The organism is Kribbella sp. NPDC043289 (assembly GCF_056436705.1).
The window spans coordinates 1668348-1680385 of the sequence record NZ_JBWKCB010000001.1 but is presented as its reverse complement, the minus strand read 5'-3'; the positions used below and the strand labels follow the sequence as shown (position 1 = coordinate 1680385).

Here is a 12038-nt window from a genome sequence, read left to right as displayed (position 1 = left end):
GCTCAGGACGCGTAGGTTCGCTCGAACCGGAGCGCCACTCGGCTGAGCGCGCGCAGGGCAGCGACCGACTCGGCGATCTCCCGGTGCGATTCGACCGGGTGCACGGTCCGGAACAGGTCGTTGCGCAGGTCCTCGAGCGCGTCCACCAGATGCTCGATCTCGTCGGCGACGATCGTGTCGTGCGGCTGCTGAGCCGTGATCATCGGCAGGATCCGGCCGCGGAACGCGACGATCGTGTGCTGCGCCTCGGTCAGCCGGCGCTCCTCGAGAAACCAGTTGTCGGCGAGGCTGTTCTCGGCGATGGTCGTGAGATCGGCCTCCCAGCGGTCGATCTCCTGGCGCAAGGTGGTCATGACTGCTCCTTCGCCTGGAACTCGGCGACGGGCCGGCGGGCGGCGCCGCGGTGCGGCCGGCTGTGGCCGAAGCGGATGATCATGTCGGCGTGCCCGGGCCGTCCGGTGAGCAGTTGGACCCGTGGCCGCAGGTCGTCGAACTCCAGCGGCTGGTTGAGGAACGAGGCGCTCACCCCCGCCCGGGTCGCCGTCAGGAGCACGCGCTCCAGCGCCGCCCCGGCCGTCACCTGGTCGCTCGGTTCGTCGAAGGCCGTCGAGAGCACGGCGATGTCCGGATGCTCCTCGAACTTCCGTTCGGCACGGCTCCGGTCGTTCGGCCTGGTGGCCAGGTCGCGGACGATCGCCGGGTAGCTGGCCGACCGCGGGCCCAGAGCCGAGCTGGGTACGCCGTCGGCGGCGCGGTCGCCACCGACCCAGCGTGCCCGTTCGGCCCGCCGGTGCCAGTCGCCGATCTCCCGCAGGTCGGTGTCGAGCACCATGTCGAGCACCGTGTGGACGCCGTCCTTGCCGAGCCACGTGAGCTCGGCGCCCTCGGCGTACGCGGCGCGCATCAACGCCACCCGGACGTTCTCGGCCAGTGGCGTGGTGTCGGACGGGTTCCGGTCGGTATGGCGGTGCGGGATGTACTCGGCGAGGTCCCGGAGCTCGTCGTTACGGGCCGCCGTGGGTTCGAGCACGATGCGGGCCAGTAGATCGGGCTCATCCGGGTACGGAGCCAGCCCGAACCAGGCGCCGTACCCGAGGCTCTCGGCCGCGCAGCGGAGGTTGAAGCTGGCGGCGCCGGCGGCGATCCGCATCGCCCGTCCGGTCGGGTCCTCGGCCGGCAGGGTACGGGAGCCTTCCAGGTAGATGTCGACCACGTGGCCCTCGACCTCGAAGCGCCACGGCTGGGTGTTGTGCATGCTCGGCGCGGCGACCGCCGCCGCGAGCAGATCCTCGACGTCCTTGGCGGGGAGTTGATCGGACACGGGATGCTCCTCCCACTGGTTCTCCATCTCCAGGTTCGCCGGTGCAAGGGCGTGGCGCTGGGGGCAAGAGTCCCGATCGCGGGAGGCCGTTCGGCCGTCAGTCGCCGAGCGGCGCGCGCAGCTCGACCACCGTGCCGTGCGGCTCCTTGTCCGTCATGTCCACGGTGCCGCCGAGCGCCTCGGCGCGCTCGGCCAGGTTGCGCAGTCCGCTGTTGCGGCTGCGTTGGTTGATACCGATCCCGTTGTCGGAGACCCGGGCGAGCACCTGGCCGGCGTCGACACCGATCTCGACCGTCGCCGCCGACGCCTCCGCGTGCCGAACGATGTTCGACAGGGACTCGCGGACGGCGGCGAGGATATGCGGGCGGACGGCCGCCGGCACCACGGTGTCGACCGGGCCGCTGAAGATCAGCTGTGGACGGAAACCGAGCGGACCGGCGTACTCCGCCACCAGGGTGTGGATGTCGCCGCGCAGCGAGCTGCTGTCGGAGGTCTGCTGGAGCTCGAAGATCGCGGCCCGCAGGTCGTGGATCGTGGTGTCGATGTCCTCGACCGCGCGGCTGAGCCGGTCCCGGTGCTCGGGCCGGACCAGTCGATTCATGCCCTGGAGCTGGAGCCCGGTAGCGAACAGCCGCTGGATCACCAGGTCGTGCAGGTCGCGGGCGATCCGGTCGCGGTCCTCGAGAACGGCGAGCATGTCGCGATCCCGCTGGGCCTGGGCACGCTCCAGCGCCAGGGTCGCCTGGCCGGCGAAGATTCTCACCAGGTCGGCGCCTTCGGCGACCCGAGTGCTCACGCCCTGTTCGGCCGCGACTGCGAGCACACCACCGGTGCGCGTACTGCCGGACGGCAACGGCGCCAGCGTCGTGCGCGCCAGGGCCGCCCCCTCGGGGAACTCGGTCAGCCCACCGGAATCCTTCAGCAACTGCGCGAGGTCCTCGATCACGACCTGTTCGCTGGTCCCGGAACTGGCCCGGCCGAGAACCGGCAGATCGGCGGGAATCCGGCGGCCGAGGTACTTCGTGAACGCGGCCGGACCGTCGACGGCGCGGACGACCAGCTCGTCGGCGTCGACCAGCAGAACGGCCGCGACATGTGCACCGGACACCTCGCGGGACCGCTGCGCGATCAGCTGCAGCGCCTGGTCGGCGTCGAACTCGCCGAGCATCAGCTGGGTGATCTCGGCGGTGATCTCGTGCCAGCGCCGGCGCTGCTCGGTGTCGGCGTACAGCCGGGCGTTGTCGATCACCACACCGGCCGCGGCGGCGAGCGCGGTGACCGCGCGTTCGTCGTCCTCGGTGAAGTCGGCGCCCCCGGTCTTCTCGGTCAGGTACAGGTTGCCGTAGACGTGCTCGCGGGTCCGGATCGGGACCCCGAGGAAGCTCCTCATCGGCGGGTGGTTGGTCGGGAACCCGTAGGACCGCGGGTGCTCGGCGAGGTCGTGCAACCGGATCGGTTCGGGGTGCTCGATCAGCAGGCCGAGGATGCCGTGTCCCTCGGGGTACGCCCCGATCGCGGAGATCTCGTCGTCGTCCACCCCGTAGGTGATGAACCGGACCAGCCGCTTGCCGTCCGGTCCGACCACGCCGAGGGCTCCGTAACGCGCTCCGGCCAGTTCGCAGGCCGCCGTGACGATCCGGTCCAGGGTGCTGTTCAGGTCCAGGTCCGCCCCGATGCCGACGACCGCGTCCAGCAGCGCGCGGAGCCGGTCCTGGTGCTCCATGATCTCGTCGACCCGGCCGAGCAGCTCCTGGAGCAGGGCATCGAGACGCACCCGAGACAACCCGGCGTACTCCAGCGCCCCCTCGTCCCAGCTCCCGCGTCCTGCCCGTGAGCCATTGACCACCCCACCAGCCTACGTACCGTCACACATTGTGGGAACTCCCGAATCTTGGGCGTTGTCCCCAGGGCACCAGGCGGCGGCCCTGCACGGACTCGACTCCCAGCCGTACGAACTGCGGTTCGTCCATCGGCATCCAGGAGTGCAGCGGCAGGGTACGGCGCAGTGCGTCGGCCTCGTCGCGGGTCACGACCGACAGGTGCCCGATCGCGGTCACGGTCCACCCGGTGTGCCGCTCGGGATCCACGTTGTCGGCCTCGAACGCGACCACGTCACCGCGCTCGGCGGCCCGGAACTTGTCACCCGGCCCGGTGCTGAACACGATGGTGTCGTCGTCGACCACGAAGTTGACCAACCGGATCGCCGGGAGACCGGCATAGGTGTACACCAGCCGGCCGAGCGGCACCGATCGGAGCAGATGGAGGCACTCCGCCGTACCAAGGATCTCGAGCCGGGAGCGGTCGAACTGTTGGGGCATCGTCATCGGACATCCTCCAGGCACCGTGGACCGGGGCGCCCACGGTTCAACCTTGGAGGTGGCGGTGGACCGGAGCCAGGGCCGAAAGTCCTCAACCGGCAGCCGCGTGCGGAAGGACTTTTGGACCGCAGGACCCGGGACCCGAGGCCCTGCCGGGGCGAGCCGGCGCGCTGTTTTCTGGAGGTGAGACCCGGAGAGACTGGAGGCCGGTCGCCATGACTAGTCCGTTGCAGGTTTCCGATGTGATGACCCGTGACGTCGTCACGGTGGCCGAGGACACGCCGTACAGGGAAGTGGTCGAGCTGCTCGCCGGGCAGCACATCAGCGCCGTACCGGTGCTGGATCGGCGCGGCGGTATCGCCGGGGTGGTTTCCGAGACCGACCTGCTCCGCAAAGAGGAGTTCCAGCAACAACCGAAGCGGTCCTGGCTGGCCCGTCGGCGGCAGCGGCGCGCTTCGGCGTCCGCCGGCGGCCGGTTGGCCGGTGACTTCATGTCGCGGCCCGCGGTGACGATCGATGAGACGGCGACCGTTCCCGAAGCGGCGCGGGCGATGGCGGCGCACGGGATCACCCGGCTGGTGGTGACCGGCGGCGACGACCTCACCGGCATCGTCACCCGCTCGGACCTGTTGAAGACGTTCCTCGCCGCCGACGACCGGATCCTGCACCAGATCCGGCACGACATCGTCGAGCGGGGACTCTGGGCCGACCCGGCTACGATCGAGATCCGCGTCAACGACGGTGTGGTGACGCTGTCCGGTGAGGTCGACGAGCGCAGTACCGCTCTGGTCGCGGGGAAGCTAACGGCCGCGGTCGATGGTGTCGTCGGCGTCGACAACCTGCTGACCTGGGGGTACGACGATGTGGCGGCCAAGCCGGACCCGACACCGTCCCCCGAGCTGCGACGCCCCTCGTGAGTTCAGGCGGACGTCGTTTCCTGATCTGACGGCCGGAGAGCGGCGAGCTGCACCAGGCGCGTCACGTCGTACCCGTGCACCACTCCGGCCAACCGGCCGTCGCCCCCGACGACGAGCGCGAGCTCGTCCGGGCCTGATGGCATCTGGATGACCAGATCGCCGAGCAGATCGTCGGCGTGCCCAACAGGTACGTCGTTCAGCGGTCGCTGGGCCGCCCTGATCGTCAGACCGGCTCGCTGGTGAACAGGAACCCGGGCCAGCCGGCGCAGCGACACCGTGCCGGTCGGGCGGGCGTCGAGATCGACCACCGCGAACACCACGTCGCGGGTCCGCGTCATCGCATCCGCGACGAAACGGTCGATCGGCATCGCGGCGTACGCCGTCACTGGCGGGACCGACATCGCGGCCGCGACCGGTGTCGGCCCGAGCGCGATCCGCAGCCGGGCGGTCCGTGACTCGGCGGTGACCGAGGTGACGATGAGATAGCCGATCATCACCAGCCACAGGCCGGTGTAGCGGCCGGTGACCCACTCGGCGAGCCCGATGCCCGCGATAACGACACCGATCACGCGACCGGCCCGACCCGCCGAGAGCGCGGCCCGGTTCGGGTCGCCCGTGCGCCACCAGAGGGCGGCACGAAGGATCCGGCCACCGTCCAGCGGCAGACCCGGCAGCAGGTTGAACACGGCGAGGAACACGTTCATCACGGCGAGCCACACAAGCGTGGCGGCCACCAGTTGCGGCGCCCCGGCGATGTTCAGCAGCAGCGCGAGTACGCCGGAGCCGAGCCCCAGCCCGAGGCTCATCAGCGGCCCGGACGCCGAGACCCAGAACGCGGTCCGCGGTGAAGCCGGCTCGCCGCCCAGCACGCTCACCCCTCCTAGCATCCATAGGGTGATGCGCTGGACGGGAATCCCAGCCCGCAAGGCAACCACCGAATGTGCGAGTTCGTGCAGCAGCAGCGAGCCGGCGATCAAGAGACCGGCCAGGATGCCGATCGCCCAGTAGACGCCGGCCTGGTGTCCGGGCGCGAGCTCCGGCAGGACGGCTGTCGCCAACCCGTAGGCGACCAGCAGGACGAGCACGATGAGCGACCAGTTGGCCCCGACCTCCACGCCCGAGATCCGGCCGAACCTCACGGTCTGCTTCATCTGCCCTCCTGCTGGGCGCCGGGGAGCGGAGGAAGTCCACCGCCGCTGATGCAGCGGGACGAGCTGTACGGTGCGCGGCTTGGGGTCCGCTTCTCCGTACCTGCGTACCGGGCTTCCTCCGCCTGATACCAGTGGATCTCGCGAACGCGCTGTACAGAAGGGCGTTGGGTCCCGAGAACACGGGACTTTCGGACCGAAAGCCGGCGGCTGTGGGCCGGTGCCGGGTTCGGGACCTTTGGCCCTGCCGTCGGCCGCGGTCGCTCGGGCACTGTGGGTGGTGTGGGAGCCGGTATCAGGGGTCCGGTGACCCGACGACCGGGGGGTCAGGTGTCGCGCGCCACCCCCGGGGGGTGAGGCCACAGAGGGGTGTTGGCCTCGACCCCACAGGTGCCGTGCAGCGTTCGCTGCACGGCACCTGCTTGTGCGTGTTCGGGCGTGTTGGACGGCGGCCGCGGTTACAGTCGCTCTCGAAGGGGGACCGTTGGCCGTTCCTGGTGTCGAGACGCTGCGGCAGTACCAGCGAGGCTGGTTGCGGTCGGACGTGCTCGCCGGGCTGACGGTGGCGGCGTACTTCGTCCCGCAGGTGATGGCCTACGCCCAACTCGCCGGGCTTCCGGCGGTCACCGGACTGTGGGTCGCGCTGTGTCCGCTGGTCCTGTACTTCCTGCTCGGCTCGTCGCGCCTGCTGTCGCTGGGCCCGGAGTCGACGACTGCGCTGCTGACCGCCGCCGCGATCGGCCCGCTCGCCGCCGGGGACCCGGTGCGGTACGCCGCGTTGGCCGCCGTACTCGCTCTCTTGGTCGGTGTGATCTGCGTGGTGGGCTGGGCCGCCCGTCTCGGGTTCCTCGCGGATCTGTTGTCGAAGCCGGTGCTGGTCGGCTATCTGACGGGGATCGCGATCATCATGATCACCGGTCAGCTGGGCCGGCTGACCGGTGCGCCGGTGACGGGTGACTCGCCACTCGCCGAGGTGGTGTCGGCGATCCGGTTGGTCGGTCAATGGGAATTCGCACCGGTGGTGATGTCGATGTCGGCCCTGGCGTTGCTGCTGGCGCTGGCGCGCTGGGCGCCGCGGTTGCCCGGTCCGTTGATCGTGGTCGCGTTGGCCGCACTGGTGACCTGGGCGGCCGACCTGGGCGCGAAGGGTGTGGATGTGGTCGGTCCGGTGCCGAGTGGGCTTCCGGTGCCGCACCTGCCGGCCATCACCGTCCACGATGTCGGCCTGCTCGCGCTGCCCGCGGTCGGAGTCGCCCTGGTCGGGTACACCGACACGGTCCTCACCGCCCGTGCGTTCGCCGGCCGGACCGGAGAACGCATCGACGCGGGCGGCGAGTTGCTCGTCCTCGGACTCTCGAACATCTCGGCCAGTCTGTTCCGCGGTTTTCCGATCAGCAGCAGCGGCAGCCGGACAGCGCTCGCCGAGGCCTCCAACGCGAAGAGTCAGGTCTACTCCCTGGTGGCCGCGGCGGCGATCGTCGCGACCCTGCTCTTCGCCGGCCCGCTGCTGGCGACCTTCCCGATCCCGGCCCTCGGCGCCCTCGTCGTGTACGCCGCTCTGCGCCTGATCGACCTCGCCGAGTTCCGCCGGATCGCCTCGTTCCGGCGCAGCGAACTCCTCCTGGCAGCGGCGACGACCATCGGCGTGGTCGCGCTCGACGTCCTGAACGGCGTCCTCGTCGCGGTCGCACTGTCCGTGCTCGACGTACTCCGGCGGGTCGCCCGCCCGCACGACGGGATCCTCGGCTACGTCCCGGGGATCGCCGGTATGCACGACATCGACGACTACCCGGACGCGCGCCCGGTGCCCGGCTTAGTCGTGTACCGCTACGACTCGCCGCTGTTCTTCGCCAACGCCGAGGACTTCCACCGCCGCGCGCTGGCCGCGGTCGACGACGCACCGACGCCGGTCCGCTGGCTGCTGCTGAACACCGAGGCGAACGTGGAGATCGACATCACCGCGCTCGATGCGCTCGACACCCTCCGCGTGGAACTCGAGGCCCGCGGTATCGTCCTCGCCCTGGCCCGGGTCAAGCAGGATCTCCGCGACGACCTGGAGGCCGCCGGATTCCTCGACCGCCTCGGCGCCGACCGGGTCTTCTACACCCTCCCGACCGCTGTCGAAGCGTTCCGCGAAGAGACCTAGGCCTGGGTCACTTCAACGGCCTGCCGGGCGATCTCCCACTCCTCGTTGGTCGGGATCACCAGCACCGCGACCGGACTGTCCGCCGTCGAGACGACTCCGCCCGCCGGCTGCGCATTCCGCTCGGGGTCCAGGCGGATGCCGAGCCCTTCAAGTCCGTCGAGCGCGGCAGCCCGGACCTCGGCCGAGTGCTGCCCCACCCCTGCGGTGAACACGATCGCGTCCACAGTCCCCAGTACGGCGTAGTACGCGCCGATGTACTTCCGCAACCGGTAGCAGAAGATGTCGAACGCGAGTTGCGCGCGCTCGTCACCGGCCGCGCGGCGTCGCGACACCTCCCGAAAGTCGTTCGCCCCGGTCAGCCCTTTCAGTCCGGACTGCGAGTTGAGCGCCTGGTCGGTCTCCTCGGCCGATCGCCCCGCGACCCGCGCGAGATGCCCGTGGATCGCCGGATCGAGATCGCCCGACCGCGTCCCCATCACGAGGCCCTCCAGCGGAGTCAGTCCCATCGACGTGTCGACCGACTGCCCCCGCCGTACGGCGGCCGCGGAGCAACCGTTGCCGAGATGCAGAACGATCACGTTGATGTCATCGGGTTCGCGACCGAGCAGTCGCGCGGCCTCTCCGGACACGAACGAGTGCGACGTCCCGTGGAACCCGTACCGCCGGATCCCGTACTCGTCCAGCCACTCCGACGGCACCGCGTAGGTGTAGGCGTACGGCGGCAACGTCTGGTGGAACGCCGTGTCGAACACCGCCACGTGCGGCAGGTCGGGCAGCAGCCGTCGCGCGACCTTGATGCCCTCGAGGTTGGCGGGATTGTGCAACGGGGCCAGCGGAACCAGGTCGGTCACCTCGGCAACCAGGGCGTCGTCCACCAAGGTGGGCGCCGCGAACTTCGAGCCACCGTGAACGACCCGATGACCGACCGCCACGATGTCCATCTCAGCCAGTGCCGGACCGTGCGTCTCGAAGGCTCGCACTGCGGCCTCCAGCGCGGCCTCGTGATTCGGCACGGCCTGGTTGTCGTCGAAGTCGCCGGCCGGCCCGTGATGCTCGTGGTGGCTCTGATCCTCACCGATCCGTTCGACGAGGCCGGTCGCCGCGGCCTCGCCGGAGGCGGCGTCGACCAGGCTGTACTTGAGCGACGACGAACCGGCGTTGATCACCAGAACGTGGCCGGTCATCGAGTTTCTCCCTGCTGGGCCTGGATCGCGGTGATGGCGACCGTGTTGATGATGTCCCGGACCGTGGCACCGCGGGACAGGTCGTTGACCGGCTTACGGAGGCCCTGCAGCACCGGGCCGACCGCCACCGCGTTCGCCGAGCGCTGGACCGCCTTGTAGGTGTTGTTGCCGGTGTTCAGGTCCGGGAAGACGAAGACCGTGGCCCGGCCGGCGACGGGGGAGCCGGGGAGTTTCGTCTGCGCCACGGCGGCATCGATCGCGGCGTCGTACTGGATCGGTCCCTCGACCGGGAGCCGGGGCGCCCGGTCCCGGACGATGGTGGTTGCCTTGGACACCTTTTCGACGTCGGTGCCGGTCCCGGACGAGCCGGTGGAGTAGGACAGCATCGCGACCCGCGGTTCGACACCGAAGGCGGTTGCGGTGGCGGCCGACGAGATCGCGATGTCGGCGAGTTGCTCGGCGGTCGGGTCCGGGTTCACAGCGCAGTCGCCGTACACCAGGACCTGGTTCTGCAGGCACATGAAGAAGACCGAGGAGACCACTGACACGTCCGGAACGGTCTTCACCACTTCGAGGGCCGGCCGGATGGTGTGCGCGGTGGTGTGGACCGCTCCGGACACCATCCCGTCCGCCAGTCCGAGGTGGACCATCATCGTGCCGAAGTACGACACGTCGCGGACCAGCTCCCGCGCCCGGTCGAGGTCGACGCCACGATGCTGCCGCAGCCGGTGGTACTCCGCGGCGAACTGCTCGGTCAGCTCACTGCTCTCCGGGTGAACGACTCGGGCTGCGGCGACGTCCACGCCGAGACTCGCGGCCTTCGCGCTGATCGTCGTCGCGTCGCCGAGCAGCGTCAGGTCGGCGACACCCCGCCGCAGCAGTACGTCGGCCGCGCGCAGGATCCGCTCCTCCTCGCCCTCCGGCAGCACGATGTGCCGGCGGTCGGACACCGCGCGATCGACCAACTGATGCTCGAACATCAGCGGCGTCACGGCACTGCTGCGCGCCAGCGCGAGTTGGTCGAGCAGCGCCTGCCCATCGACGTACTGGTCGAACAACGCGAGTGCGGTGTCGATCTTGCGTGGGGCGTCCTTGGTGAGGCGGCCGCGGACCGCGGTCAGCTTGGCCGACGTGGCCTGCGTACCGAGACTGGTCTCGATGATCGGCAGCGTGGCGCCGAGGCCCTCGATCAGCCGCTGCACCTGGGGCGGCAGCTCGAAGCCGCCGTTCAGCACGATGGCCGCGATCTGCGGGAAGGTCCGCGAGGTGTGGGCCATCAGGACACCGAGGACGACCTCGGGCCGGTCGCCGGCGGTGACGACCGCGGCGCCCTCGAACAGCCGGTCGAGCACGTTCGGCATCGTCATGCCCGCGATCATCAGCCCGGTGACCTCGCGGGTCAGCAGCTGCGGGTCGCCGCTGACCAGTCGCCCGTCGATCGGTGCCATCAGGTCCGTGACGAGCGGCTGGTTGAGCACCGGCTCCTCGGGAATCGCGAACGCCGGCGCCCCAATACCGTCCAGCGCGGCGACCAGCGGCTTGCCCTCGTCGACGCCGACCCGGTTCGCGATCACCGCGAACAGCGACCCGTGGTTGGCGACGAGTTCCGCGACGGCCATGTCCGCGAGCGCGCGGACGTCGTGCGGCGTGCGGCCGAAGCCGTTCAGCACCAGCAGCACGGGTACGCCGAGGTTCGCCGCGATCTTGGCGTTGAACGAGAACTCGGTCGGCGTCCCGACATCGGTGTAGTCGCTGCCGACGATCACCACCGCGTCAGCCTGCTCGGCCACCGCGTGGTACCGCTGCACGATCGTATCGAGCGCCGCGTCGGGGTCTTCGTGCACCGCTTCGTACGTGACGCCGACCCCGTCGTCGTACGAGTGGACCACCGCGTCCTGCGAGATGAGCAGGTCGAGGACGTAGTCACGGCCGCCGTGGGTGGCCGTGTCCGCGCGGACGATCGGCCGGAAGACGGCGACCCGTCCGACCCGGCGTGAGAGTTGATGGAGGACCCCTAGAGCCACCGTCGACTTCCCGGTGGTTCCTTCCACCGAGGCGACGTAGACGCTGCTTCCCATGCCTGAACCCTACGGAACCGGCCCTGGAGTCGTGGCGTGCAGGTGGGCGAGCCGCGTCACGATCGTTCCGGCCGGAGTTACGCCGTACGGGTGTCAGAACGGATCAGAGGAGGACATCATGCCTAGTGCGAACCTTGCCACCACGCCGGTGGCGATCGACATCCCGCAACTGATCGGCAAGTACGCCGAGCTGGACGGTTACACCGCGGCGTTCGAGAGTTACCCGCTGGATGCGGATCCGGCGGAGTTCTTCGCCGGGCTGCCCGACGACCGGTGCCAGTGCCCGCACTGGGGCTTCGTCACGGCCGGCGCGATCACGTTCCGGTGGGCCGATCACAGCGAGACGTACCGGACCGGTGACGCGTACTACGCCGGGCCGGGCCACCTGCCGCTCATCACGGCGGGCACGAGCATCGTCGAGTTCAGCCCGACCGTTGAGCTCGAGAAGACGATGGCCGTGATCGGCGCCAACCTCGAGCGGGCGGGAGCGGAAGCATGACCAGCGTCGCGGAACGAGCTGAGGTCGACGCGGCGGTTGCGCGCCTCGTGGAGTGGCTGGAGACCGGAGTACCGCCGGAGGGGACTTTCGCGGTGGACTGTTTCGCGGACCTGAGCACGCCGCACTGGCGGATGCAGTACGGGTCCGGCGCGGCGACGATCGCCGCCCGGCGCGAGCTGCATCCGTTCCCGGGAGTCGTCCGGGTGGAGCGTGTACGCCGGACGGACGGCGGGTTCGTGATCGCGTTCGAGGAGCGGTGGCGGCACGACGGACAGGACTGGTACTGCCGCGAGCAGATCGCCGCCGACGTGAACGCGGTGGGGGAGATGAGCGAGCTGTCGGTCTACTGCACCGGCGACTGGGACGAGGCAGTGCAGGCTCAACACGCCGACGAAGTGCGCCTGCTGAGGCCCTGAGCAGCAGCCCG

The 12038-nt window shown here is 70.0% G+C and carries 11 protein-coding genes; 4 read left to right on the top strand and 7 right to left on the bottom strand.

Annotated features, from left to right (window positions below):
• Positions 1-2 precede the first annotated feature (2 nt).
• The 4 genes from AC0662_RS07945 to AC0662_RS07930 form a co-directional block, all read right to left on the bottom strand.
• Positions 3-353, bottom strand: coding sequence for a hypothetical protein (locus AC0662_RS07945; RefSeq protein ID WP_478299274.1), 351 nt, complete (start codon positions 351-353; stop codon positions 3-5).
• A complete protein-coding gene (locus tag AC0662_RS07940; protein ID WP_452196549.1) occupies positions 350-1321 on the bottom strand; it encodes an Acg family FMN-binding oxidoreductase in 972 nt (323 codons plus the stop codon). Before AC0662_RS07940 ends, AC0662_RS07945 begins: the two co-directional genes overlap by 4 nt.
• A gap of 97 nt (positions 1322-1418) precedes the next feature.
• The gene (locus tag AC0662_RS07935; protein ID WP_452196548.1) at positions 1419-3167 is read right to left on the bottom strand and encodes a GAF domain-containing sensor histidine kinase; all 1749 of its coding nucleotides are present in this window, start codon (positions 3165-3167) and stop codon (positions 1419-1421) included.
• Between the two features lie 19 nt (positions 3168-3186).
• Entirely contained in the window at positions 3187-3645 is a 459-nt protein-coding gene (locus AC0662_RS07930; RefSeq protein ID WP_452196547.1) for a pyridoxamine 5'-phosphate oxidase family protein, read from the bottom strand.
• Positions 3646-3854: 209 nt separating this feature from the next.
• Between AC0662_RS07930 and AC0662_RS07925 the strand changes: the two genes are divergently transcribed.
• Positions 3855-4556 carry a CBS domain-containing protein gene (locus tag AC0662_RS07925; protein ID WP_452196546.1) on the top strand — a complete coding sequence of 234 codons (702 nt, stop codon included), beginning with the start codon at positions 3855-3857 and terminating at the stop codon, positions 4554-4556.
• A 2-nt stretch (positions 4557-4558) separates the two neighbouring features.
• Here the strand turns inward: AC0662_RS07925 and AC0662_RS07920 are convergent, their stop codons facing one another.
• Positions 4559-5707, bottom strand: coding sequence for a site-2 protease family protein (locus tag AC0662_RS07920; RefSeq protein WP_452196545.1), 1149 nt, complete (start codon positions 5705-5707; stop codon positions 4559-4561).
• A 481-nt stretch (positions 5708-6188) separates the two neighbouring features.
• Between AC0662_RS07920 and AC0662_RS07915 the strand changes: the two genes are divergently transcribed.
• Positions 6189-7850, top strand: a complete 1662-nt coding sequence (locus tag AC0662_RS07915; RefSeq protein ID WP_478299271.1) for a SulP family inorganic anion transporter — start codon at positions 6189-6191, stop codon at positions 7848-7850.
• On the opposite strand, the gene AC0662_RS07910 is transcribed toward AC0662_RS07915, so the two are convergent.
• Positions 7847-9034, bottom strand: a complete 1188-nt coding sequence (locus tag AC0662_RS07910) for an acetate/propionate family kinase (RefSeq protein WP_478299269.1) — start codon at positions 9032-9034, stop codon at positions 7847-7849. The two genes, AC0662_RS07915 and AC0662_RS07910, sit on opposite strands and share 4 nt — an antisense overlap.
• A complete protein-coding gene (pta, locus tag AC0662_RS07905) occupies positions 9031-11112 on the bottom strand; it encodes a phosphate acetyltransferase (RefSeq protein WP_478299267.1) in 2082 nt (693 codons plus the stop codon). Before pta ends, AC0662_RS07910 begins: the two co-directional genes overlap by 4 nt.
• 118 nt (positions 11113-11230) lie before the next feature.
• Here pta and AC0662_RS07900 point away from each other — a divergent pair, with 118 nt between their 5' ends.
• Positions 11231-11611 (top strand): cupin domain-containing protein, encoded by a 381-nt coding sequence (locus tag AC0662_RS07900; protein WP_452196541.1) that lies wholly within the window; start codon positions 11231-11233, stop codon positions 11609-11611.
• A complete protein-coding gene (locus tag AC0662_RS07895; RefSeq protein WP_478299265.1) occupies positions 11608-12027 on the top strand; it encodes a hypothetical protein in 420 nt (139 codons plus the stop codon). The genes AC0662_RS07900 and AC0662_RS07895 overlap by 4 nt, the downstream gene beginning before the upstream one ends.
• Positions 12028-12038: the final 11 nt, after the last annotated feature.

Coding starts and splice junctions, on each gene's coding strand:
- AC0662_RS07945 (WP_478299274.1), bottom strand. CDS start 353: ATGACCACCTTGCGCCAGGAGATCGACCGCTGGGAGGCCGATCTCACG.
- AC0662_RS07930 (WP_452196547.1), bottom strand. CDS start 3,645: ATGACGATGCCCCAACAGTTCGACCGCTCCCGGCTCGAGATCCTTGGT.
- AC0662_RS07925 (WP_452196546.1), top strand. CDS start 3,855: ATGACTAGTCCGTTGCAGGTTTCCGATGTGATGACCCGTGACGTCGTC.
- AC0662_RS07920 (WP_452196545.1), bottom strand. CDS start 5,707: ATGAAGCAGACCGTGAGGTTCGGCCGGATCTCGGGCGTGGAGGTCGGG.
- AC0662_RS07910 (WP_478299269.1), bottom strand. CDS start 9,034: ATGACCGGCCACGTTCTGGTGATCAACGCCGGTTCGTCGTCGCTCAAG.
- pta (WP_478299267.1), bottom strand. CDS start 11,112: ATGGGAAGCAGCGTCTACGTCGCCTCGGTGGAAGGAACCACCGGGAAG.
- AC0662_RS07900 (WP_452196541.1), top strand. CDS start 11,231: ATGCCTAGTGCGAACCTTGCCACCACGCCGGTGGCGATCGACATCCCG.
- AC0662_RS07895 (WP_478299265.1), top strand. CDS start 11,608: ATGACCAGCGTCGCGGAACGAGCTGAGGTCGACGCGGCGGTTGCGCGC.